Annotated in this window: 19 protein-coding genes and 1 tRNA gene; 11 read left to right on the top strand and 9 right to left on the bottom strand. The window is 61.9% G+C overall.

Features of this window, described 5'->3' with window-relative positions; all coding sequences use genetic code 11:
* Positions 1 to 112 precede the first annotated feature (112 nt).
* The gene (locus ACEXP3_RS13995; RefSeq protein WP_210104787.1) at positions 113 to 1,051 is read right to left on the bottom strand and encodes a LysR family transcriptional regulator; all 939 of its coding nucleotides are present in this window, start codon (positions 1,049 to 1,051) and stop codon (positions 113 to 115) included.
* A 160-nt stretch (positions 1,052 to 1,211) separates the two neighbouring features.
* Between ACEXP3_RS13995 and ACEXP3_RS13990 the strand changes: the two genes are divergently transcribed.
* Together ACEXP3_RS13990 and ACEXP3_RS13985 are read left to right on the top strand one after the other, a co-directional pair.
* Positions 1,212 to 1,427, top strand: a complete 216-nt coding sequence (locus ACEXP3_RS13990) for a hypothetical protein (protein WP_377297842.1) — start codon at positions 1,212 to 1,214, stop codon at positions 1,425 to 1,427.
* Positions 1,428 to 1,709: 282 nt separating this feature from the next.
* A complete protein-coding gene (locus tag ACEXP3_RS13985) occupies positions 1,710 to 2,729 on the top strand; it encodes a GlxA family transcriptional regulator (RefSeq protein ID WP_210104785.1) in 1,020 nt (339 codons plus the stop codon).
* 28 nt (positions 2,730 to 2,757) lie between these two features.
* Here the strand turns inward: ACEXP3_RS13985 and ACEXP3_RS13980 are convergent, their stop codons facing one another.
* From ACEXP3_RS13980 to ACEXP3_RS13965, 4 genes are all read right to left on the bottom strand, one after another.
* Positions 2,758 to 3,300 (bottom strand): DUF1003 domain-containing protein, encoded by a 543-nt coding sequence (locus ACEXP3_RS13980; RefSeq protein ID WP_377297841.1) that lies wholly within the window; start codon positions 3,298 to 3,300, stop codon positions 2,758 to 2,760.
* Between the two features lie 203 nt (positions 3,301 to 3,503).
* Positions 3,504 to 4,361 carry a response regulator gene (locus ACEXP3_RS13975; RefSeq protein ID WP_210104783.1) on the bottom strand — a complete coding sequence of 286 codons (858 nt, stop codon included), beginning with the start codon at positions 4,359 to 4,361 and terminating at the stop codon, positions 3,504 to 3,506.
* Positions 4,362 to 4,516: 155 nt separating this feature from the next.
* A complete protein-coding gene (locus ACEXP3_RS13970) occupies positions 4,517 to 7,033 on the bottom strand; it encodes a GcvT family protein (protein ID WP_377297840.1) in 2,517 nt (838 codons plus the stop codon).
* 176 nt (positions 7,034 to 7,209) lie between these two features.
* Entirely contained in the window at positions 7,210 to 9,705 is a 2,496-nt protein-coding gene (locus ACEXP3_RS13965; RefSeq protein WP_377297994.1) for a mechanosensitive ion channel family protein, read from the bottom strand.
* 320 nt (positions 9,706 to 10,025) lie between these two features.
* On the opposite strand from ACEXP3_RS13965, the gene ACEXP3_RS13960 reads away from it, so the two are divergent.
* Positions 10,026 to 10,277 carry a GlsB/YeaQ/YmgE family stress response membrane protein gene (locus ACEXP3_RS13960; protein WP_210104780.1) on the top strand — a complete coding sequence of 84 codons (252 nt, stop codon included), beginning with the start codon at positions 10,026 to 10,028 and terminating at the stop codon, positions 10,275 to 10,277.
* An 87-nt stretch (positions 10,278 to 10,364) separates the two neighbouring features.
* On the opposite strand, the gene ACEXP3_RS13955 is transcribed toward ACEXP3_RS13960, so the two are convergent.
* Positions 10,365 to 10,856 carry a heme-degrading domain-containing protein gene (locus tag ACEXP3_RS13955; protein WP_377297839.1) on the bottom strand — a complete coding sequence of 164 codons (492 nt, stop codon included), beginning with the start codon at positions 10,854 to 10,856 and terminating at the stop codon, positions 10,365 to 10,367.
* 163 nt (positions 10,857 to 11,019) lie between these two features.
* Here ACEXP3_RS13955 and ACEXP3_RS13950 point away from each other — a divergent pair, with 163 nt between their 5' ends.
* Positions 11,020 to 11,199, top strand: a complete 180-nt coding sequence (locus ACEXP3_RS13950; RefSeq protein ID WP_377297838.1) for a hypothetical protein — start codon at positions 11,020 to 11,022, stop codon at positions 11,197 to 11,199.
* A tRNA-Lys gene (locus tag ACEXP3_RS13945) sits at positions 11,194 to 11,269 on the top strand. Before ACEXP3_RS13950 ends, ACEXP3_RS13945 begins: the two co-directional genes overlap by 6 nt.
* A gap of 307 nt (positions 11,270 to 11,576) precedes the next feature.
* On the opposite strand, the gene ACEXP3_RS13940 is transcribed toward ACEXP3_RS13945, so the two are convergent.
* Together ACEXP3_RS13940 and ACEXP3_RS13935 are read right to left on the bottom strand one after the other, a co-directional pair.
* On the bottom strand, positions 11,577 to 11,837 hold the full coding sequence (locus tag ACEXP3_RS13940) for a DUF6074 family protein (protein WP_210104777.1): 261 nt from the start codon (positions 11,835 to 11,837) through the stop codon (positions 11,577 to 11,579).
* A 132-nt stretch (positions 11,838 to 11,969) separates the two neighbouring features.
* Positions 11,970 to 12,710, bottom strand: coding sequence for a thermonuclease family protein (locus ACEXP3_RS13935; protein ID WP_377297837.1), 741 nt, complete (start codon positions 12,708 to 12,710; stop codon positions 11,970 to 11,972).
* Between the two features lie 196 nt (positions 12,711 to 12,906).
* On the opposite strand from ACEXP3_RS13935, the gene ACEXP3_RS13930 reads away from it, so the two are divergent.
* The 4 genes from ACEXP3_RS13930 to glgB all read left to right on the top strand — a co-directional run bounded on the left by ACEXP3_RS13930 (position 12,907) and on the right by glgB (position 22,010).
* Positions 12,907 to 13,128, top strand: coding sequence for a DUF982 domain-containing protein (locus tag ACEXP3_RS13930; RefSeq protein WP_377297836.1), 222 nt, complete (start codon positions 12,907 to 12,909; stop codon positions 13,126 to 13,128).
* Positions 13,129 to 13,236: 108 nt separating this feature from the next.
* Positions 13,237 to 16,509, top strand: a complete 3,273-nt coding sequence (locus tag ACEXP3_RS13925; protein ID WP_377297835.1) for a maltotransferase domain-containing protein — start codon at positions 13,237 to 13,239, stop codon at positions 16,507 to 16,509.
* Positions 16,510 to 16,521: 12 nt separating this feature from the next.
* The gene (gene treS / locus ACEXP3_RS13920; protein ID WP_377297834.1) at positions 16,522 to 19,806 is read left to right on the top strand and encodes a maltose alpha-D-glucosyltransferase; all 3,285 of its coding nucleotides are present in this window, start codon (positions 16,522 to 16,524) and stop codon (positions 19,804 to 19,806) included.
* On the top strand, positions 19,803 to 22,010 hold the full coding sequence (gene glgB / locus ACEXP3_RS13915; RefSeq protein ID WP_377297833.1) for a 1,4-alpha-glucan branching protein GlgB: 2,208 nt from the start codon (positions 19,803 to 19,805) through the stop codon (positions 22,008 to 22,010). Before treS ends, glgB begins: the two co-directional genes overlap by 4 nt.
* Before the next feature lie 71 nt (positions 22,011 to 22,081).
* On the opposite strand, the gene ACEXP3_RS13910 is transcribed toward glgB, so the two are convergent.
* On the bottom strand, positions 22,082 to 22,324 hold the full coding sequence (locus ACEXP3_RS13910) for a DUF6894 family protein (RefSeq protein ID WP_377297832.1): 243 nt from the start codon (positions 22,322 to 22,324) through the stop codon (positions 22,082 to 22,084).
* Between the two features lie 125 nt (positions 22,325 to 22,449).
* On the opposite strand from ACEXP3_RS13910, the gene ACEXP3_RS13905 reads away from it, so the two are divergent.
* The gene (locus tag ACEXP3_RS13905; protein WP_210104771.1) at positions 22,450 to 23,169 is read left to right on the top strand and encodes a Crp/Fnr family transcriptional regulator; all 720 of its coding nucleotides are present in this window, start codon (positions 22,450 to 22,452) and stop codon (positions 23,167 to 23,169) included.
* 132 nt (positions 23,170 to 23,301) lie between these two features.
* Positions 23,302 to 23,550, top strand: coding sequence for a CrpP-related protein (locus tag ACEXP3_RS13900; RefSeq protein ID WP_210104770.1), 249 nt, complete (start codon positions 23,302 to 23,304; stop codon positions 23,548 to 23,550).
* Positions 23,551 to 23,947 lie beyond the last annotated feature (397 nt).

Here is a 23,947-nt window from a genome sequence, read left to right as displayed (position 1 = left end):
GGGCCGTTCAACCAGAGGCGCCCCTGGGGTGCCGAGGCGTCCGAACGGCCCTCCCCGGCGCGTGCGCGAGGGTCATGGCGGGAGCCGCAGGCCGAAGGTGTGAGGGAAATCGTCAGGCGGCCGCACGCTGCATCTCGCCATAGGCTTCCCGGATACTTTCGGCGACCGCCTTGCCCGGCACCGACAGGTTCGGTGCCGTGACAAGCCGGATGTCGAAAGCGATCAGTTCCGGCAATCCCTCCTTCGGGCCCAGCACCACCATGTCTTCGCCGAGATAGGAGCGCGGGAACGGGGCGATGGCGAGATCGGACACCACCGCGGCCCGCTGCGCCATGGTATTGGCGCTCAGATATGCAATCCGGTAGGGACGCTTCACCGCCTCCAGGCGCGTGACCGCCTCATGCCGCCAGATGCAGCCATCCTCCCAGATCGAAATGGGCAGCGGATCGCGCAGATGCGCCGTGCCGCATTTTGCGCCCGCCCAGACAAGATTTTCCCGAAACACCACTTCGCCCTCGGTCGGCGATGGCCGCATGGCGCAGTTGATAAGGGCAAGATCCAGCCGCTGCTCTTCCATCCGGCGGCGCAGATTGGAACTCATGTCCACGGTCACATCGACCATGATCCCCGGAAAAGTCGCGCCGAAATCTCTCAGAATCGTCGGCAAAAGCCGTTCGGCAATGTCGTCTGCAGCACCCAGCCGCACCACGCCCGACAGTTCCGGCATGACAAACCGCGACACCGCTTCATTGGACAGGGCAATCATGCGCCGCGCGTAGGACAGCAGCATTTCGCCATGCTGGGTAAGGCTCACGGAGCGCGCATCGCGCAGGAAGAGCGTGGTGCGCAGTTGCTCCTCCAGTTTCTTGATCTGCATAGAGACGGCAGACGGCGTGCGCAGCACGGCTTCGGCAGCCGTTGAAAAATTTCCGGTTTCGGCAATGGCCACGAAGGTGCGCAGGACGTCGTTATCCAGAAGCGGCAGGCTGTGGCGGAAGGGTGCGTTCATCGGTCTATCTTTCAATTTAACTGAACATAAGCACCATATCATTTCGTTTGATTGATCGTCAATCCGGACGCATGGTCGCCACCAGACGAATGAATCACAAAATTCGATGCGTGGCATAAAATTCATTCGTTTGATTGATTGAAATCGCCGGTGCATCTCTACCGCCGCGACCGGCGCGGTCGCACCCTAAAGGAGAACGATAATGACCATGATTCTGGACCACCGCATCGAGAGCGGGCAAAGGCGGTGGCAGCTGCCTTCCCTGCCGCTCTTGCACAAGGCTTTTGCACTGGCAGCGCTTTGGCGTGCCGCCTATCGCCGGCGCCAGACCGAACGGCTGCTCGAAGCGCTGCCGTTCGACGCGCGCAAGGATATCGGCTGGCCCGCGGGCGACGCGGCCGAGACGAGGCGCCGCTGAATGCTGAAATGCGACATGACCTGAACCCGCGTCCTTCAGGGCCAGGACGCGGGTTTCTTCAAGCCTCTCATGTTTGCACTTTAATTACGCCGCCTTAGCCTAAAACTTGCGCCAGTTGACCCCGGATCGGGCATGTGGCCGCAGATGTCGCAAAAACGAAACGACCGTGAGATCCGCTTTCGCCAAAACGGCGCGAATACAGCTATAGATGTCGCCAATGGGACATTGATGCACCATATTTTCACGCGAGGAATGAGCATCCGCCACGGAGCCCCCTCTGCGATGAACAAGCCTCAGGTCACGAAGCGCACGCTTGTCTTTTTTCTCGTCCCCCACTTCACCATGCTGCCGTTTGCCGCGGCGGTGGAAACCCTGCGCATTGCCAACCGCATGCTCGGTTACCCCGCCTATGAATGGCGCCTCGCCTCCACCGATGGCGAGAAAGTGTTTTCCTCAAGCGGCATCGCCATCGAGGTGACCAGTTCGCTGGCCGATGAACGCCGGCATCTGGGCGGCGAGCACCGGCCGAACATGGTGCTGATCTGTTCGGGCGTCTACGTGGAGGAATTCAACAACAAGTCGGTCAACGCCTTCCTGCGCGAGACCTACAATCGCGGCGTCGCCGTCGGCAGTCTCTGTACGGGCGCCCATGTGCTGGCGCAGGCGGGCTTGCTCAACGGCAAGCGCTGCGCCATCCACTGGGAGAACCTGCCGGGCTTTGCCGAGGCCTTTCCGCAGGCCGAAGTCTATGCCGATCTTTATGAGGTGGACGGCAATCTCTACACCTGTGCCGGCGGCACCGCTTCGCTCGACATGATGCTGAACCTCATCGGCCAGGATTTTGGCGAAACGCTGGTGAACCGGGTCTGCGAGCAGCAGCTGACTGATCGGGTGCGCAACCCGCATGACCGCCAGCGCCTGCCGCTGCGGGCACGGCTGGGCGTGCAGAACGCCAAGGTGCTGCAGATCATCGAGCTCATGGAAAGCAGCCTGGCCGAACCCTTGTCGCTGATCGAGATTGCCGACGATGTCGGCCTGTCGCGCCGGCAGATCGAGCGGCTGTTCCGCCAGGAGATGGGCCGGTCGCCGGCCCGCTACTATCTGGAAATCCGCCTCGATCGTGCCCGCCATCTGCTGGTGCAATCCTCAATGCCGGTGGTGGAAGTGGCGGTCGCCTGCGGTTTTGTCTCCGCCTCGCATTTCTCCAAGTGTTATCGCGAGGTCTACAACCGCTCGCCGCAACAGGAACGGGCCGAACGCAAGCTGACGATGAACACCGTTCGGACCGGGGTGGTGGTCTAGCCATTGGAGGCTGGGCCACGCCCGCGCGTCACGGCGGGTCGTTCGCGTCCTCGGCCGACGCGCGCTCGAGCGTATCCAGAACCTCTTCCGGCGTGACATCCTTCTGCAGGTCCCGGATTTCGGCGCTTTGCTCGACGGGTACGCCGAGCTTTTCGGCGATCGCGGCAACGATGGAGAGGATCTGCGTCGCCTCGTGTTCCGCCAGCAGCGAAATCTGCAGGTTGAGATCCGCCCGCTTGTCATCGGCCTTGGCCATCCGGTTCTGGCTGATCATGACGAAGGTGGAGATGAAGATGGCCTCCACCGATGCCACCATGGCCAGAATGACAAGAGACGGGTCAAAGGCGGGGATCAACGACAGAAGGCCGACATTGACGAGGATCCAGATCCCGAAGACGAAGGCATGGAGATAGACGAAGGTCATCGATCCGGCAAAACGGGTAAGGGCGCCCGCGGCCTTGTCCTGCCTCGAGGAGCGCGCCTCTTCCTGCGTGCGCCGCTCCAGAAGCGCGGCAATGTTCCGGTCAAGCCGGCTGGAAAGGGTCATGGGTTGCTGATGGGGCTGTGACATCCGGGTTCTCCGTCTCTGACGTCAAACATCTCCGGTGTGCGCAAGTTGCGCGCATGGCGGAGCGGCCGCATGAAAAAGCTGGCGTGTTGCTGCAAGGTTCTGGCCGGTCGAGCACCCGTCAGCTGCGAGACTTGCGGCAAGAACCTGAAACGCCGCGTCCCTTTCGGAACGCGGCGCAGGCAGACCAGCCACGGCGGTGGAGATCAGGCCGGAACGGCAGCCTTGGCGGAGGCTTCACGCCGCTGATAAGCCTGCATGGACTTGATCTGCAAGAGCGTATCGAGGTTCTGGTTAACGCGGCAGTAAAACTCCTCGTCGATGAAGGGGCGCAGCATGAAATCATTGCCGCCGGCCTTCAGGAAGCGCGCCGACAGCAGCCGGTCGGTCGAGGAGGAAACGCCGATGACGCGCAGTTCGTGCGAGCCGCGCACGGAGCGGATGCGGCGCGTCAGTTCGAAGCCGTCGATATCGGGCATATTGTAGTCGGTGACGACAAGGCCGATATCGGCGTTCTTCTTCAGGAGATCGATGGCCTTTGCACCGCTTTCGGCAACGCTGACCCTGAAATTGTAGCGCTTCAGGCGGGTGGACAGGAGCGCCCGGGCCGTCGGGCTGTCATCGACGATCAGCACGTGATGGCGGTGGTTGGTGAGGAAGCGGCAGACCGATTCGACCAGCATTTCCACGGCAAAGACATTGTCCTTGAGGATATAGTCGACGATATCCTTGGCCAGCAACTTTTCACGCGTCTGTTCCTGGAACGTGCCGGTAAAGACGATGGTCGGAATGTTGAGATCGAGCAGGTATTCGAGCGCCTCGCCGTTTTCAGCCCCCGGCAGGTTGATGTTGGAGATTGCCAGCGTCACCGGCTCCTCCGACAGCTCGTTTGCCATCATCAGGTCTTCGTGGGTGCGGCAGATGTCCACGTCGACGCCAACGATTTCCTTGAGGCGCTGGCGGATCATGGAGGTGAAGACGTTCGAGTCTTCCGCCACGATGATGCGTGCATCCGGAAACTGTTCACCAGAGTATTGCATTCCGGAAATTCCGAGGTACGTCATGATCCGCCTTCTTTATATTCGAGATGCATTGAATATAAAAAGCCAGACTTGCCGAACCCTTAAACGCGGCGGGCACAAGTTACACAATCAAGCGAAAAAGGCGGCCCTTGCGAGCCGCCTTTGATTTATGGTCAATCAATTCTTGATCGTGCGGATCAAGCGGCGCGGATCGCCGCATTGTCCGGGTCGAACGGGCTCTCAGCCACCACGACCGCGTCAAACAGCTTGCCGAGGATCTTGATCTTCAGCTTCGTGCCCTCGCCCGCATGGTCCGGCCGCACCATGGCGAGCGCCACGGACTTGCCGATACGCCAGCCAAAACCGCCGCTCGTCGCACGGCCGACCAGTTCGCCTGCCTCGTTGTAGATCGCTTCGGAGCCGCGGGCATCGACATCCTCATTGCCGGAGACGATCAGCGTGACGAACGTATTGCGCAGTCCCTTGTCGCGCGCCGCCAGCATGGCATCGCGGCCGATGAACTGCTTTTCGGGACGGATGAACCGATCGAGGCCTGATTCGAAGGCGTTGTACTCGATGGAGAGTTCGCGACCCATATTGCGATAGGACTTTTCGACCGCCATGGAGACCATCGCCCGGATGCCAAAGGGCTTGATGCCGAACTCGGCGCCGGCTTCCATCAGCCTGTCGAAGAGATAGGCCTGCATCTCGATCGGGTGATGCAGTTCCCAACCCAGTTCGCCGATGAAGTTGACGCGTAGGGCATGCGCCGTTGCCACGCCCACCGAGATCTTCTTGCCCGTGAGCCAGGGGAAATCCTTGTTGTCCAGGCTGGTGCGGGTGAGCTTCTTCAGGAGCTGGCGCGATTTCGGCCCGGCCAGCACCAGAACCCCGTATTTCTGCGTGATCGGCTGCAGGATGACGGAGCCGTCCTTCGGCGCAAGGCGCTGCAGCAGGTCGTGGTCATGGGCTTCGAGGAAGCCGGCCGACACCATGTAGAAGCGATCCGGTGCCCATTCGTAGACGGTAAATTCCGCCTTTACGCCGCCGGCCGGCGTCGGCAGATGGCAGAGCGCGATGCGGCCGCGCTTCTTCGGGATGGCATTGGCCAGGATCGATTCGAGCCAGGCGCGGGCGCCAGGGCCGGAAACTTCCATCTTGGCAAAGGCCGACATGTCGAGCACGCCGACATTCTCGTGGACGTTCTTCACCTCGTTGCCGACATGCTCGAAATAGTTCGAGCGGCGGAACGACCATTTTTCCACGATGCGGCCATCCGCCGTCGGCGGCGCATGGTTGTGGCTGGTGATGACATCGGCGCCGACGCCGAGCTGGTCGGCGGGCACTTCATAGCCTTCCGGCGCAAACCAGTTGGCGCGCTCCCAGCCGTAGACGGAGCCGAAGACGGCGCCCAGCTTCTTCAGGCGGTCATAGACGGGCGTCACCTTCAGCGGACGGGCGGCAGCACGCTCCTCGTCCGGGTAATGCATGGTGAAGACGTTAGCATAGGCTTCCTCGTTCTTGGCAATGAGGTAGCCTTCCGTCGCATAGGGGCCGAAGCGGCGGGGATCGACGCCCATCATGTCGACGGTCGGTTCGCCATCGACGATCCATTCGGCGAGCTGCCAGCCGGCGCCCCCGGCGGCCGTGATACCGAAGGAATGGCCTTCGTTCAGCCAGAAATTCTTCAAGCCCGGCGCCGGGCCGACAATCGGGTTGCCATCCGGCGTATAGGCGATGGCGCCGTTATAGACCTTCTTGATGCCCACCTCACCAAAGGCCGGCACGCGGGCAATCGCGGTCTCGATATGCGGCATCAGGCGGTCCAGCTCTTCCTGGAACAGCTCGTACTCGCTTTCGGCCGAGGGACCATCGACATAACAGACCGGTGCGCCGACCTCGTAGGGCCCGAGGATGAGGCCGCCGGCCTCCTCGCGCATGTACCAGGCGCTGTCGGATTCGCGAAGCACGCCCATTTCCGGCAGGCCCTGGCGGCGCCGCTCGAGGATCGCCGGATGCGGCTCGGTGACGATATACTGATGCTCGACCGGGATCACCGGCACATCGAGCCCGACCATTTCGCCGGTCTTGCGGGCAAAGTTGCCGGTGCAGGAAATGATGTGCTCGGCGGTCACCTCGCCCTTGTCGGTCGTCACCTTCCAAAGCCCGTCCGGCTGCTGCTCGATGGCAGTGACGGTTGTGTTGCGGTAAATGGTGGCGCCGAAATCGCGCGCGCCCTTGGCCAGCGCCTGCGTCAGATCTGCCGGCTGGATATAGCCGTCATCGGGATGCTGGATGGCGCCCAGAATGCCATCGGTTTCGCAGAGCGGCCAGATCTCCTTGACCTCTTCCGGCGTCAGCATATTGACCTTGACGCCGATCGTTTCGGCAATGCCGGCATAATACATGTACTCGTCCCAGCGGTCCTTGGTGCGGGCGAGACGAATGTTGGAGACTTTCGAGAAGCCGACATTCATGCCGGTTTCCGCCTGAAGCTCCTCGTAGAAGCGGACCGAATATTTGTGCAGCTGGCCCACCGAATAGGAGAGGTTGAACAGCGGCAGAAGGCCCGCCGCATGCCAGGTGGACCCCGACGTCAGTTCCTTGCGCTCGATGAGGATGGCATCGTTCCAGCCCTTCTTGGCCAGGTGATAGAGTGTCGAAACACCCACGACCCCGCCACCGATCACGACCGCCCGTGCATGTGTCTTCATCTGAGCAACCCCTCTCAACAAACAAGCGCCCGATGAACGGCGCCCGCGCATGATTTTCTGCGCCGACTATGCAACCCCGGCCCGCCGGCCAAACGCCTGTTTACGACATGCGACAAGCTTGCCGCGACGGGCACCAATTTGACAGGTGCCAATTGCAGGGCAGCTTTGGTCGCGGTTCACGCCGGCCTGGGAGACCCATCCTCACCTTCGTCATGCTTGTCTGTCTGCGACGCCTTTTCCGGGATCCTGGAAGCCGAAGGCTCAAGCCGGGTCAGCACCGTTCCGCGGATATTCACGTCCTGATGCGGATACGGCATCTCGATGCCTTCGGCGCGGAACCGTTTCAGGATCTCGGCGCGCAGATTGTTGCGCACGGTGAGGCCATCATTCATGTCGGCGAGGTGAAAGCGCAGTTCGAAATCGAGCGAGGACGCGCCGAACCGCAGGAATTCCACATGCGGCTCGGGATTGCGCAGGATCTCCGGTACGGCTCCCGTGAGTTCCAGAAGCAGCGCGATCACGCGTTTCGGATCGGCGTCATAGCTGACGCTCACCGGCACTTCCGAGCGCTGGATGCGGTTCCGGTGCGTCCAGTTGCCGACGGCGGCATTAATGAGATCGGAATTCGGCACGATGATCGACTGTTTGCGGAACGTCTCGATCTCGGTGGCGCGCACCGAAATGCGCTTGACGATGCCTTCGGTCGTCCCGGTCACGACATGGTCGCCGACCTTGAACGGACGTTCCACCAGAAGGATCAGGCCGGAGACGAAGTTCGACACGATGTTCTGCAGGCCAAAGCCGATGCCGACCGACAGCGCGGACGCGACCAGCGCAAGGCTCGACAGATCGATGCCGGCGGCCGAGACGCCGACCACCACCGCAAGGCCGATGCCGAGATAGCCGATACCGGTCTTGACCGAATTGCGCACGCCCGCATCGACCTGGCTGCGCGCCATGACATTGCGGTCAATCCAGCGCTGCGCCCAGTTGGTGCCGATATAACCGAGCAGGAACAGCAAGATACCGCCGAGGATGCCGACAAGCGAGATGTTGATGCTGCCGATGGAGATCTGCGTGAACAGACGATAGGCCGCACTCTGGATATCCTGGATCTGGAAGCCCCAGGTGAGGAGGATCATCGGCACGCCGAACAGAAGCGCCACCGCATAGATGCCAAGGCCGGCAGCAAGGCCGATCTGATCGAGCGCCACCTCCCCCAGATTGAACCGCTTGGCAAAATGCTGCCCGACCACCGTATTGGCAAAGCTGCCCTGCTTGCCGACGGCCTTGCCGGAGAGAATGCCGATATACATGGTAACAACCATGGCGCCGGTGAGCACGAACTGGGTCGAGGCAAAGCGTGCGAGGCCGACATAGCCGGTCAGCACCGCAAAGATCAGACTGAGCCCCATGGTGCGCATCAAGAGCGGGATACCACGTGCCCAGGGACGCCCGGCTTCTTCCGGATCCTTGCTTTCGGCCAGATTGGGACGCAGGAAGGACATGCCGATGAGGATCAGCCCCACGAGCACGGAGGCGATCAGGCTCTTGACGATGGTAAGCACCACCGGCGAGTTGAGCGCCTCGCTGATGGCACTCAGCATGTAATCGAGGCCGTTGATGACGGCCATGCCGAGCACCAGCCAGTAGAGCCATCGCCCGCCGCGGTTCGACACATGAGCCAGCCGCCAGTTCGGATGCTGGGGCGCAAACAGCAGTCCGCTCAGACGCGCGACGAAGAACACCACCCAGACGAAGCCGAAGAAGGCGACAATGATGGGGGCGACATCCGGGCGCAGCACGTTGAAGCTGACGAGGAAGAAGAAGGTGGCGATCAGAAATGCCGTCAGCGACGCCGTCTGGACGATGAGAGACCAGAAGGCGAAAGAGAGCCGCGTGATATAGGGCGGATTTTCCACCGACAGGTCACGATTGATCATCCGGCCGAACAGCCGGTAGCCGCCGGCGAGAAACAGCAAAGCTGCGCAGATCGACAGGAAGATGGCCGAGAGCAGCTGCAGTTTCTTGAACTTCCAGGCAAAGCCGATCCAGCCGCTGACCGCGGCGTTGAAGGCATGCACTTCAGCGGTAAAGGCCTGTCCCGCATCGACAAAGACGGCAGCCGAGAGGTCGGTGTATTTGAGAAGCGTTTCGCTGAACAGCCGGCGGCGTTGCTCGGTGATCTTGCCCGACAGGGCCTTGGCCGCCCCGACCACCTGGGCCGCCTCGGCCGTTACCGCGTTCAATTCGTTGCGCTCCGCCAGCAGGCGGTTCCGCTCTTCCGTCACCACGGCGGCTTCCGGCGGCTGCCCGTCCTTCGGCGGTTCGCCAAGCTGGGCAAAGCGGCCCTTGATCTGCTCAAGCCTCTGGCGGGTCTTGGCGGTCGCCTGCTCGACGCGGGTGACCAGATCGTCGGCCTGCACCTTGAACTCGGCGAGGCGAAAATCCTCCACATCCTTGTCCGCCGCCTGGGCAGTCAGCGAATCCACTATCTTGCGGGACTCGACAAGCAAGGCTTGGGTATCGACGGCGGCAGTATCGGAGGCGGCATCCGCTGGCGCGGGCGCCTCGGCCGGCTTCTGCTCCGAGGGGGTTCCGCTGGCCGCCTTGGTCGTTGCGGCAGCAATCGCTGCGGCAGCATCCTGCGCCGACAAGGGGCCAGCGGCCATCGCGGCCGCCGCAAAGCAGATCACGCAGAGCAGCAGGCGCAAGGAAGGCAAGAACCGGTCTAAGGCGAATGTCGTCAAGGCAGGAACCCCGTGCAGAGAATGTATCTGTCCATAAATTCACTTCGCCTCCAAGGGAAGCGGAATGGCCGGACTGTTGCGCTTCCACACGCGCGAGGGGGCGGAACTAAGGCAAGCGCGTCATGGGCGGACAGGCGGCGGCCAGCTTTGCCCGGTTTCCCATGCGCAAAAGCCAGCGGTGGAACAATCGCCTGCGACCGGCGTTGACGGGCCGACATCTATGAAAACGAGAGGGTAAGGTCATGGAAAACGCAGGTATCGGCTGGATCGCAGCCATCATCATCGGCGGCATTGCCGGCTGGCTGGCAGAACAGTTCATGAAGAGCAACATGGGCGTTCTGATGAACATCATCCTGGGCATCGTCGGCGCCATCGTCGCCAACGCACTCCTCAGCGTCTTCGGCATCGTGCTGGGTGGCTGGATCGGCTATCTTATCGCCGGCTTCATCGGCGCCTGCATCCTGATCGCCATCGCCCGAATGTTTCGACGTTAAATCGGCCGACCTTCGGTACTTTTACGGAAACCGGGTGCGCAAGCATCCGGTTTCTTTTTTGATGCGCTCACAGACGGTAAGGCGACGTCAGGAAAGCCGCAGCGATGCCTCGTCCAGCCTCAGATGGAATGCCAGCGCCTCCACCACCAGATTATGATCGTCGCGCTGCGGCAGGCCGGACACTGTCACCGCTCCGATACAGCCCACGCCCCGCACGGTGATCGGGAAGCCACCGCCATGGGCGGCGTAATCGGCGCTGTTCAGCCCGAATTTCTCTTCCATCGTGGTATTCTGCGCCTTCAACTCCAGCCCAAAGCCGTAGCTTGCGCGCAGGAAGCGAAGCACAAGATTGCGCTTGCGGCGGATCCAGTGTTCGAAATCCGGTTTTGCCTGCGGCAAGGCGACAAAGAACGCCTGCATGCCGTTGATGCAGATATCGATCGAGACCGCATGCCCGCGCTCCACCGCAAGCTGGCGCAGATGCACGCCGAGCGAAAACGCGTCCCCCAGATCGAAGCGATCGAACTGCAGCAGCCGCTCCTGCTCTGCCACCTTTGCAATATCGTCCTCAATGGTCACTGGTGCCTTCCTCCATGCCGCGCAATCGTTGCCATGCGTCGACATCCTAGCGCAGACTGCGCATGAACGGCCAGTTCCTCGCCTGAAGTTTCAACCGCCCAGCCCACCGGATTGCCACTCCAGCACCGCCGGCCGCGGAAGCCGGTAGAGCGCGATTTTTTTGGTGAAGACCAAAAGCCCGGCTTTGCAGGCGTTTCGCGACAAAACTTGGCGCTTGATGGAAGGCCTGTTGAAAAGAAACGAAAGTTTTTTTGAAAGGGCGCTAGACAAGCTGAAACAACCCCTTTATACGCCCTCTCACACCAGCGGCGCCGCTGAAACGCAGGGCCGCACGGATGGGTGATTAGCTCAGTTGGTAGAGCAGCTGACTCTTAATCAGCGGGTCGTAGGTTCGAGCCCTACATCACCCACCATTCTTCTCTTTCAGGAAGAATGCAATACGCTGAAGCGCAGATGTGATGAATAAATCGACGCGGCGCTTATTTTAATTTCCCTTGATGTCTTGCTCCTTGAAACAATCGCGACCATAGCGCTCGCTTGAGCATTGATCTCGTTGCACCACGCGATGCACGTCCTGACCGGCTAAATGATTCGAAGGATACGCAACGGCCGCTTCACGTCCCCGGCAAGGGTGCCTGTGGCTCATCACGAAAAATTCGCCGGACGCAGCAGATCCGCGTCCGGGGTCGAGTAGGGGCAAAGCCTGCCCCACTCTGCAGATCAGGCGCGCGCGTCGAGTGCCCGCTCTTCTTCCTCGGCAAACAGATTTTGCAATTCCATCTGCACGGCATTCATGAACAGGCCCGCCTGATGCGAAACCTCTTCGCCGGAAGCACCCTGGCGCATCAGGCCCTTTGCAAGCTGCGCCATCTCGGCGCGCCAGAACCGGTTGGCCTCCTCGCCCTGAAGATCGAGCAGTGCCTGCGCACAACGCTTGATGTCTGCCCTACGTCGATCGGCGGGGAAATGTGCAAGCGCCATGGTGTCTCCTAATACGCACACAATCGAATCAATTCACTAGGGTGAACAATCGCTGGAAGTGGTTCCCAAATTCTAAACAGCAGGGTTCCAAGGTCGATCTATTCTCGTTCCGACGCAAAAAGCTCAGCGCCTCTAGCACCAGGGGCGCGGTGCACCGGCCACGCCCTGAACCAGGCCTTCGCGCACCAATTGCTGCCCGAGCGACTGGCCACCGCGCAGCACCACCCGAAGCTTGCGACCATGAGCGTCGCCATCGGCATTCGGCCAGTCGACGAGATCGAAGCTGCCCTGGTTGAGCAGGTCGCGCAGACGTACCTTGGCGGCAAATCCCTTCTGCCGCTCCAGATCGCAGCGGGCGTTTTCCGTCTTCGGCGCCACCACATCGGCGAGACGGATTTCCTGCTTGTGGAACCAGAAGACACCGCCGCTTGCCACGCAGTTGTCGAGACCGGATGTGCCGCAGAAGTAGAAGGTATTGCGATAGCCCTGCCCCACGAGCCCGTCATCTGCGGGTTTAACGGCGGCTACTTTTTCCGGCGGCAGATTCGCCTGCCTCGCCAGCACCTCTTCCACGGTTGTGGCTTCCTGCCCCTGGCCAATGCCACGCGGCGGCACCGGCGTCTTTACCTGAGGACGTACCGGCGATGCCTCCGGAGCAGCATGCGTGGCGGATGCCTGCCTGGATGCCGGTTGCGTGCTGGTCCCGCCTGAAAAATTGCGCGCCACAAACCGGCTTACCGTGGCGAAATTGTCGTGAACGACAATCCCGCCCAGAACCACGACGAGCGCTGCGCTCCAGAACGACAGGCGCGCGCCTGTCTTCTTGCTTGTCCTGCGCCGGCCCCGTCGCCCACTGGATGCTGCTTTTGCCATATCTGTCCCATCCTGATGCGGCCATCATCATCATGGGTGGTTTCCAAAGAGTTTTCATGACGGCGTTAAGATGAAATTTACGGCACGGTCGCCTGCCGCGCGCATCGTCGGGCAAGAGGCCGCGCCTGCCCATGGAACCGCAGCCGGTGCTGCATGGTTGGAGAGGCATGTGAACGAGCCCCCATGGGAGGAAGACATGGAACGCACACATTGGCAGCAGCCCGTCACTATCGGCCGCGACGTGATCGCCGGGCCGCATGAGGCGATCCGGTTCATGGATCGGCACTGGCCGCCGATCAAGGGCATGTGCTTTGCACGCGCCCATCTCTCCTGCCTTGCGGCCCTCGACGGCCGTGAGACGGCCGAGGACGCGCGGCTGCGCTTTGAAGCCGCCGTGAGCGAGGCAAAGCTGCACTGAAGAATGCCTCGCCGATACATGCCGCACTCCAGTTGCGGCATGTATCGCTGTGGAACAAGCCCGCCATGCCTGCGTTAGGCCCTGCGAAACCTTACGTCAGGCGGCCCCATGTCATCGGTTCCATCCTCCCTCACCAAGCCCATCCCTGTCAAAAATGCGCCCCGCATCTATTATGTGCATCCCCTTGAACTGAAGGGTTTCGAGGCCTGGCAGGCACTCTTCGCCCACGCCCGCAGCCTCGGCTTCGACACGGTGCTGAGTGCGCCGCTGTTTCGCCGGGCAGAGGCTGCAAGCCTCTTCGTCTCGGCCGATTTTGAGCACCTCGACCCGGATCTCGGGTTGGGCGATGATGTGGCGGAAGGCCTTGCACGCCTGGTGGAAAGCGCGCGCGGCGAAGACCTTTCCCTGATGTTCGATCTCGTGATCGATCGCGAGGTGATCCCAAAGGACGCAGAGCGGTCGGCCCTTGCCGATCCGCGCATCCACCCCCTGGTCGCCCATAGCCGGCCGCTGCACCTCAACGCCCCGCAGGCGCTGGACGCGCATCTTTCCCTCTGGAATGAGCGCCTCGCCCTTATGCTGAAAGCCGGCGTCTCCGGCTTCCGATGCCTTGGCATCGACCGGCTGCCGGCTGACCTCTGGTCGCGCCTGATTGCGACGACCCGAACGGAAAACCCGGAGGCGCTTTTCCTCGCCTGGACGCCCGGCACCGGTTTCGACGTGCGCCGACAGCTGGCGGATCTGGATGCAGACAACGGATTCGATGGCTGTTTTTCGTCGCTTGCCTGGTGGGATCTTGAAGAACGCTGGTTCCTTGAGGAATACGATATCCAGCGGCGCTTTGCCTACCAGATCACCTTTCCGGAAGCCCCGTTTGCAAAGCGCCTCGCCCATGGCATGGACAGTGCCGAGATCCGCAGCCGGCGCGCGCGCCAGGCTCTGCAACTGGCCGGTGCGCTCGGCCAGGGGCTGATGATGCCGATGGGTTTCGAGTATGGCGCAACGGCACCGCTCGATCCGACCTATGGCACAGGCGGCGGACTTCGCGCTTTGGCCGATGGCGGTCTATACGATCTTTCGCCCGACATCCGGGCCGTCAACGCGCAGAAGAGCACGGCCCGCGGATCGACCGGCAGCCGGCCGCTGCGGCTCATCGCGGCCTCGCAGACGCCGGCGATCGGTCTCATCATGCCGGATGCGGAAGATCTGCGCAGTGCCCGGGACCTGCGTCTCGTGGTGGTCAATCGCGACCTTCGACGCGCAGCCCCTGCTCCGCTCAATGCGGTGCGCGAAGCGGCGTCCGGCTTCCTGCCGATTCGGGATGCAGACAGCCAGTCGCCGGTCACGCTCACCGGCCCCTTGCGACTGCAGCCCGGCGAGTTGCGCCTGTTCCAGGGCACGGCGTCTCCGGCCATTGTGAATGCCGTCGCGGTGCCGGACGTGGCCGAGGCCGCCGCCTCGCCCCGCCTTGCCATCGAAAAGGTCAGCCCCAGCGTCGATGACGGCCGGTTCCCGGTCAAGCGCGTGGTGGGCTCGACCGTCGAGGTGGAAGCCGACGTGTTCGGCGACGGGCATGATCCGATTTCGGCAAGCCTGTTTTATCGCGCAGCCGACGAAGCGGACTGGACGGAAGTGCCGATGCGCATGGTCGTCAACGATCGCTGGCGGGGGGAATTTCCGCTGCGGCGGCTCGGGCGCTACGAATTTGCCGTGGAGGCCTGGCGCAACCCGTTTGCCATCTTCCGCTACGAGCTTTCCAAGAAGCACGAGGCGCGCCTCGATCTGACGCTTGAAACCATCGAAGGCATTACCCTGGTCGAAGGGGCGAAGGCCAGCGCTTCGGGCGATGTGGCAACGCGGCTGTCAGCGCTTCACGACCGGCTGCAGGCGCTGGGCGCTGCGGAGAAGGTCGAGGTGCTCCTTTCCGCCGACACCTTCCGGCTGATGGCCGAGGCAGACCAGCGACCGCATCGCGTCCGCTCCGCTGCCATGCCCCTCGATGCGGAGCGCCGCGAGGCAGCCTTCGCCAGCTGGTTCCAGATCTTTCCACGCTCGCAGAGCGGCGATGCGAACCGTCACGGAACCTTCGATGACGTGATTGCCCGCCTGCCCGCCATTCGCGACATGGGCTTCGACGTCCTCTATTTCCCGCCGATCCACCCGATCGGTTCGACAAACCGCAAGGGCCGCAACAACAGCCTGACCGCCGGGCCGAACGATCCCGGCAGCCCCTATGGCATCGGTTCGCCGGATGGCGGTCATGATGCCATCCATCCGCAGCTTGGCACATTCGAGGATTTTCGCAGGCTGGTTACCGCCGCCGCAGAACATGGGCTGGAAATCGCCCTTGATCTTGCCATCCAGGCCTCGCCGGATCATCCCTGGCTGAAGGACCATCCGGGCTGGTTCGACTGGCGTCCGGATGGCACCGTGCGCTACGCCGAAAATCCGCCGAAGAAATACGAAGACATCGTCAACGTCGATTTTTACGCCAAGGATGCCGTGCCGTCGCTGTGGACCGAGCTTCGCGACGTCGTGCAGCTCTGGGTCGACAATGGCGTCAAACTGTTTCGGGTCGACAATCCGCACACCAAGCCGTTTCCGTTCTGGGAGTGGCTGATTGCCGATATCCGCGGGCGCCATCCCGACGTGGTCTTCCTGTCGGAAGCCTTTACCCGCCCGAAGGTGATGTATCGCCTCGCCAAGGTCGGCTTCTCGCAGTCCTACACCTACTTCACGTGGCGGAACACCAAGGCGGAGCTCGAAACCTATATGCGGGAGCTGACGACGGAAGAGCCGCGCGAATTCTTCCGCCCGCACTTCTTCGTCAACACGCATGACATCAACCCGGACTTCCTGCAGAACGCATCGCGCCCGGCCTATCTCATCCGCGCGGCACTCGCGGCCACGCTGTCCGGCCTCTGGGGCGTCTACAACGGCTTCGAGCTCTGCGAAGGCCGCCCGGACGCCAAGCGCAAGGAATATGCGGATTCGGAGAAATACGAGATCCGCGTGTGGGATCATGACCGGCCGGGGCATATCAAGAACGAGATTGCCATGCTGAACCGCATTCGGCGCGATAATCCCGCACTGCACTCGCATCTCGGCCTGCGCCAGCTCATCGCCTTCAACGACAATGTGATGTTTTACGAGAAGGCGAGCCCCGGCCGCGAAAACGTGCTCCTGATCGGCGTCAGCCTCGATCCGCACCAGCCGCAGGAGGCAGATGTAGAGATACCTCTCTGGTCATGGAACCTCCCGGACCATGGCGCACTTAACATGGAAGACCTGATCAGTGGTCAAAAATTCACGCTGACGGGGAAATGGCAGCGGTTGCGGCTCGAGCCCGGCCTGCCGTTTTCCGTCTGGCGCGTCCGTTAAGGGAGGATATTCATGGATATGATGCAGAACCAGCAGGCCGAGCAGGACCTGCTGTGGTACAAGGACTCCATCATCTACCAGCTGCACGTAAAATCCTTCTTCGATTCAAACGGAGACGGGATCGGCGATTTCGCGGGGCTGACCGAAAAGATCGACCATATCGCCTCGCTCGGGGCGACTGCCATCTGGCTTCTTCCCTTCTTCCCATCGCCCCGTCGCGATGACGGCTATGACATTGCCGATTACGGTGCGGTCAGTCCCGATTACGGCACGATGGATGATTTCCGTGCCTTCGTGGATGCCGCCCATCAGCGCGGCATCCGCGTCATCATCGAGCTTGTCATCAACCACACCTCCGACCAGCACCCCTGGTTCCAGCGGGCTCGCAATGCACCGGCCGGCTCGCCGGAGCGGGATTTTTATGTGTGGTCCGACACCGACCAAAAATTTCCGGAAACCCGCATCATCTTCCTCGACACGGAAAAATCCAACTGGACCTGGGATCCGGTGGCCGGCGCCTATTACTGGCACCGTTTCTATTCCCACCAGCCGGATCTGAATTTCGACAATCCGCAGGTGATGGACGAGCTCTTGAACGTCATGCGCTTCTGGCTGGAAACCGGCATCGACGGCTTCCGCCTTGACGCAATCCCCTACCTCATCGAACGCGAGGGCACCAACAACGAGAACCTGCCGGAAACCCATGAAATCCTGAAGAAGATCCGCGCGGCCCTTGACGCCACCCATCCCGGCAAGGTGCTTTTGGCCGAAGCCAACCAGTGGCCTGAGGACACGTCCGAATATTTTGGCAATGGCGACGAATGCAACATGGCATTCCACTTCCCGCTGATGCCGCGCATGTACATGGCCATCGCCAAGGAAGACCGCTTTCCCATCACCGACATCATGCGCCAGACGCCGGAAATCCCGGAAAACTGCCAGTGGGCGATCTTCCTGCGCAACCATGACGAATTGACGCTCGAAATGGTGACGGACGAGGAGCGCGACTATCTCTGGAGCATCTATGCCTCGGATCGTCGCGCGCGCATCAACCTCGGCATCCGCCGCCGCCTGGCGCCGCTGATGGAACGCGACCGCCGCCGCGTCGAGCTGATGAACGGCCTGCTCCTCTCCATGCCCGGCACGCCCGTTCTCTACTACGGCGATGAAATCGGCATGGGCGACAATATCTATCTCGGCGACCGCGACGGGGTGCGAACCCCGATGCAGTGGTCGAATGACCGCAATGGCGGCTTTTCGCGCGCCGATCCTGCCCGGCTTGTGCTGCCGCCGGTGATGGACCCGCTCTATGGCTATGAGGCACTGAATGTCGAGGCACAGAGCGTCGACAACCATTCGCTTCTCAACTGGACGCGCCGGATGCTGGCGCTGCGCGGCAAGCACCCGGCCTTCGGGCGCGGATCGCTGCGCTTCCTCACCCCCGGCAACCGCAAGATCTTGGCTTACCTGCGTGAATATCAGGGCGAGACGGTGCTCTGCGTGGCAAATCTCTCGCGCCTGCCGCAGGCGGTGGAACTTGATCTTTCCGAGTTCAAGGGACGCGTGCCGATCGAGCTCACCGGCATGTCGCCCTTCCCGCCGATTGGCGAACTGACCTATCTGCTGACGCTGCCGCCGTTTTCCTTCTACTGGTTCCAGCTGGTGGCAGAGGCCGATGGCCCTGCCTGGCGCACCGAGCCGCCGTCGCAACTGGCCGACCTCAACACGCTGGTGGTGCGGCGCGATCTGACCGAACTCATCGATCAGCCGAAGCTTGCAGAAACCCTTTCGCGCGACATCCTGCCGGCCTATCTCGACAAGCGCCGCTGGTTCGGCTCCAAGGGCGAAGCGATGAAGAAGGCAACGCTGGTTGCCGCAACCCCGATGGGGATTACGCACAACATCCTGCTCGGCGAGCTTGCCGTAGAGCTTGAAGACCATACCGAAACCTATCTCCTGCCGCTGACGGCGGCCTGGGACGATACGCAGCCACCGGCGCTTGCCCAGCAGCTGGCGCTGGCACGCATCCGGCAGGGACGCCGCGTCGGCTTCCTCACGGACGGTTTTGCGCTGGAAGCGATGGCGCGTGGGGTGATCCGTGGTCTCTGCGAACGCTCCGTCCTTTCCGGCCGCGGCGGCACGCTGGAATTTTTAGGCTCCGACCAGCTCGACTGCATGAGCATTGCCGATGACATGCCGGTGCGCTGGCTGTCGGCCGAGCAGTCCAACAGCTCGCTGATCATTGCCGACATGGCTATGGTCAAGCTCATCCGCCACATCTTCCCGGGCATCCATCCGGAAGTGGAAATGACTCGCTACCTGACGGAGGTGGGCTACCAGAACACCGCACCGCTTCTCGGCGAAGTGGTGCGCACGGCGCCGGAGGGCGAGCGCTACACGCTGATGATCGTGCAGGGGGCCGTCCGCAACCAGGGAGACGCCTGGAACTGGATGCTCTCCAACCTGCGCCGCGTTCTCGACGATGTCGGGCTATCCGACGCCGACCCGGCCACCATCAGCGACCTGATGCGGCCATTGGTCAACTTTGCCGGCACGATCGGCACGCGGCTGGGCGAACTGCATGTGGCGCTTGCGGCAGAGACCGACAACGATGACTTCAGGCCGCTTCCGGCCCTGCCGGAAAACGTCGAACTGTGGCGCAAGGCAGCGGTGGACCAGATCGAAAAGACGCTGTCCATCCTGTCGGAGGCAAACAGTGATCTCGACACCGAGACGGCCGCCATGGTGGAACCGCTTCTGTCACGCCGGGAGGATCTGCTTTCCATTGCCGCGGATCTCGCCCGATCCGCAGAAGGCGCCCTGATGATCCGCAACCACGGCGACTTTCACCTCGGCCAAATCCTGGTGGCCGAAACCGATGCCTACATCATCGACTTCGAGGGCGAGCCGGCAAAGACGCTGGCCGAACGCCGGGCAAAAACCATTCCGCTGCGGGATGTGGCCGGTCTTCTGCGCTCGTTGAGCTATCTCGCCGCCACGGCGGAACTGGATACGGAAGCGGTGGCGGAAACGGAAAATCCGCAGCGCACCGCGATGATCCGCACCTTTGCCGAGCAGGCGGAGACGGCCTTCCTCGACGCCTATTTCGCCATCACCGATCAATCCGATGCATTGCGCGTCAATCCTGACGATCGCCAGCGCATGCTCGACCTCTACCTCCTGCAGAAAGCAGCCTACGAGATCGGCTACGAGGCCCGCAACAGGCCGAAGTGGCTGCCGATCCCGCTCTCAGGCTTTTCTGCCATTGTTCAAAGGCTCTCGGAGAAAAAGACATGAACATCGAACGCTCCGAACTCATGACCGGCATCTCCGATGAGGCGCTTGCCGCACTCGTGGATGGCCGTCACGGCGACCCGTTCTCCATCCTCGGGCCGCATCCCTCGCACGGCGTCAGCATCATCCGCGCCTTCCTGCCCGGCGCCGAAGGTGTCGAGATCATCGAGGCTGGCAGCAGCGCGGTGATCGCAAAGATGCACCGGGTGCATGCGAGCGGCGTCTTTGCCGCCGCCGTCGAAAGTGGCGGACGCTACCGTTACCGGATCGCCTGGCCGGAAGCCGTGCAGGAAACCGAAGACCCCTATTCCTTCGGCCTGCTGCTCGGCGAGCTTGACCTGCACCTCATTGGCCAAGGCACCCATTACGACCTTGGCCGTACGCTCGGCGCGCGCGCCATGGAGGTGGAGGGCGTATCAGGCGTGCGTTTTGCCGTCTGGGCACCCAACGCACGGCGCGTCTCCGTCGTGGGTGATTTCAACGCCTGGGACGGACGCCGCCATCCGATGCGGCTTCGGGCGCAGGCCGGAATCTGGGAAATTTTCGTACCCCGTCTCGGCCCCGGCGATCGTTACAAGTTCGAAATCGTCGATCGCAACGGCACGGTGCTGGCCCAGAAGGCCGATCCCGTCGCGCGCGCCAGCGAAGCAGCGCCCGCCACTGCCTCCATCGTTGCCTCCAGCACGCCCTTTCGCTGGACCGACGATGCCTGGATGCGCAAAGGGGCGGACATCCGCTCCGGCGAAACCGCGCTCTCGGTCTACGAGGTGCATCTCGGTTCGTGGCTGCGCATCGCCGAGGAAAACAACCGGTCGCTCGACTGGGTGGAACTCAGCCAGCGCCTTGTGCCCTATGCGGCAAAGCTCGGGTTTACCCATATCGAGCTGATGCCGATCATGGAGCATCCGTTTGGCGGGTCGTGGGGCTACCAGCCGCTCGGGCTGTTTGCGCCGACAGGCCGCTATGGCACGCCGGAAGATTTTGCCTATTTCATCGACCGCTGCCATGCCGCCGGCATCGGCGTCATTCTCGACTGGGTGCCGGCGCATTTTCCTACCGATGTCTGGGGTCTGGCGCGCTTCGATGGCACGGCCCTCTACGAACATGAAGATCCGCGTGAAGGCTTCCACAAGGACTGGAACACGCTGATCTACAATCTCGGCCGCAACGAGGTGAAGGGTTTCCTCCTTGCGTCAGCGCTGGAGTGGCTCGAGCATTTCCATATCGATGCGCTGCGCGTCGATGCGGTCGCCTCCATGCTCTACCGCGACTACTCGCGCAATGCCGGCGAGTGGATCCCCAACAAGTATGGCGGGCGGGAAAATCTCGAATCGGTTGAATTCTTCAAGCACCTGAACAGCATCGTCCACCAGCGCTGCCCGCACGCCTTCACGGTGGCAGAAGAATCGACCGCCTGGCCGGGGGTGACGCAGGACGTCAACGAGGGCGGCCTCGGGTTCGACTTCAAGTGGAACATGGGCTGGATGAACGACACGCTCCACTACATGGAAGAGGAGCCGATCTACCGGAAATATCATCACGGCATGATGACCTTCGGCATGGTCTACGCCTATACCGAGCGCTTCATGCTGCCGCTCAGCCATGACGAAGTGGTGCACGGCAAGGGCTCGCTGCTTGGCAAGATGCCGGGCGACCATTGGCAGAAAATGGCGAACCTGCGCGCCTATTTCGGCTTCATGTGGGCGCATCCCGGCAAGAAGCTGCTGTTCATGGGAGCCGAACTTGCGCAAGCCACCGAATGGAACCACGACGCGTCGCTGATGTGGGACCTGCTCGACCGGCCGGATCATGCGGGCGTACAGCGGCTGATCGGCGATCTCAACCGGATCTATGCGGTCGAACCTGCCCTGCAATACGGCGATGTTCACCCGGAAGGATTTGAGTGGGTAATCGGTGACGACGCGGAAAATTCCGTCTTCGGCATGCTGCGCAAGTCTCAAGATGGCCGTGGGGCCGTGTTGTCGATCTCCAACATGACGCCGGTGCCGCGGGAAGGATATCGTGTGGGCGTGCCGCTGGCCGGACGGTGGCGCGAGATCCTGAACACCGACGCGGCCGTCTATGGCGGCTCCAACCTCGGCAATGTCGAAGTGTGGAGCGAAGAGCAGCCGGCCCATGGCCATGCACAGTCACTCATGCTCACGCTCCCGCCGCTTGCCACCATCTACCTGCGCTTCGAGCACTGAAACGCAGCTGACCCCTATGGTCAATGGGAGGAGGCGGAAACGCCTCCTCCCATTGAGCCGTGGTCATGATCTCAGCCGTCCTTTTCCAGCCATTCGGCCATGAAAGACAGACTGCTCACGAAGACCGGCCGCCCGGTCTCATCCCGCACATTGAGAAAGATGGACATCTGCCGGCTGCCGCGCATTTCGTCCCGCGCCATGTCGGCCAGGATCCGTCCGGCTTCGCGCACCACATCCTCCCGCGAGGAGAGCTCCATCGGAACCGGCTCATGATCGAGACCGTCATTGTGGATGTCAAAGAGATAGCGGGTCATCGTCATCACCATGCCTTACCGGGACACAATCAGCCATCGCAAAGAATGTTCCCCCCAAAAGGGCACAAACAGCGCCCGAGCCCGTTGAACATCTACCCGGACTGACCTGACTTCGGAGACAGACCTTGATAGAGCCCTTGCTGCTGAACCTTGAGCACAGAGATACGCTTGATGAGCGCGAGAAAGCGCGGCTGCGCGCGATTCTGACCCGCGAGCGGCGGGTTGCGACCCATGAGGATATCGTCAAGGAAGGCGAGCAGCCGACGACCAGCTGCCTGCTGCTCGACGGTTTTGCCGCACGCTACACCATCACCGGGGATGGCCAGAGGCAATTGACCTCGCTGCATGTGCCCGGCGAATTCGTCGACCTGCACGCCTTCCTGGTCAAGACCATGGATCACGGCCTCGTGGCTCTGTCCCCCTGCCGCATAGCCGTGGCCGAGCATTCGGCACTGCGCGAGCTTTCCGAAACCGAACCGCACCTGACGCGCCTCCTGTGGCTCGATACGCTGATCCAGAGTGCCATCAGCCGCCAATGGCTGGTGGCGATGGGACGACGGGCGCGGGCCGCACATTTGGCCCACATCATCTGCGAGCTTTACCTGCGCCTGCGCATCGTCAACCGGGTGGAGGACAACAGCTTTCACTTTCCCCTTTCCCAGATGCAGATGGCCGACGTGATGGGCCTCTCGCTTGTCCATATGAACCGGGTAATCCAGGAACTGCGCAGCGAGCAGTGCATGACCTGGTCGAAGGAGCGCATCACTGTCACCGACTGGAACCGCCTGCAGCGGTTTGCCGGTTTCGATCCGGTCTATCTCAGCTTGCAGCGTCAACCGCGCTGATTCAGCATCCGACTGATTCGGCAAGCTTTTTAACGATGATGACGGTTAAAAAAATACTAAGCATTCGTCAGGTATCCACCTTGCCCGACGAGAGGAGCGAGACTAGTTACGCCTGCTGAAACAGGTGAAGACATGAATATTGAGTCTCTTCTCGAATGGCAGGAGCGCGGGTCCAAGGCCCGCATGCTGGGTGCGACCGCGCAGGAAAACCCGTTCCTGCGCCCGATGGTCCATGATGGGCTTGGCCGCGAAGATGTGCAGCTGATGTGCGATGCCTGGGCCTTCGGCTGGGCCATCGAGCATGCCATGCGCCGCATCGATACCGGATTTTACAGCGCCTTCCTGGAAGAGCGCTCCTTGGACCATAGCCGCGTCGCCTGAATGCGGTAAAGACACCCCGCCGGCAGCAACGGCCGGCGGTCACTCGCCGCTCTTTCAAGCGGACCAGAGTGGCAGAATTTCGCCTTGCGCAGCGCCGGTAATCCTTCACGCTCGCCCCTTCTGCCAAGCCCTCCTAAAACATAAGTCCAGCTCTGGAAGCACGGTCAAGCGGGCCGGTGACGCCTGATCGTCGAAGCCCGATTCGGGGCTGCTGTATCACTGCACCGACAGCGGTTGCGACCGCAATCCGATCCTGACCCGTCGCAGGTCGGCGACACGCCCCTGACTGCCGCCTTGCCAGCCAGCCACGCTCCTCACCGCCAGTCGCCTCTCTGACCTTAGCCACGCACGAAAAGACCCCCGGCGGTGACGCCGGAGGTCTTTCTGCAAGCAAATG

The organism is Neorhizobium fuzhouense (assembly GCF_042611105.1).
In the GTDB taxonomy this organism is placed as follows: domain Bacteria; phylum Pseudomonadota; class Alphaproteobacteria; order Rhizobiales; family Rhizobiaceae; genus Neorhizobium; species Neorhizobium galegae_A.
The sequence above is the reverse complement of the archived record's forward strand: the minus strand, read 5'-3'. Positions and strand labels throughout refer to the sequence as shown.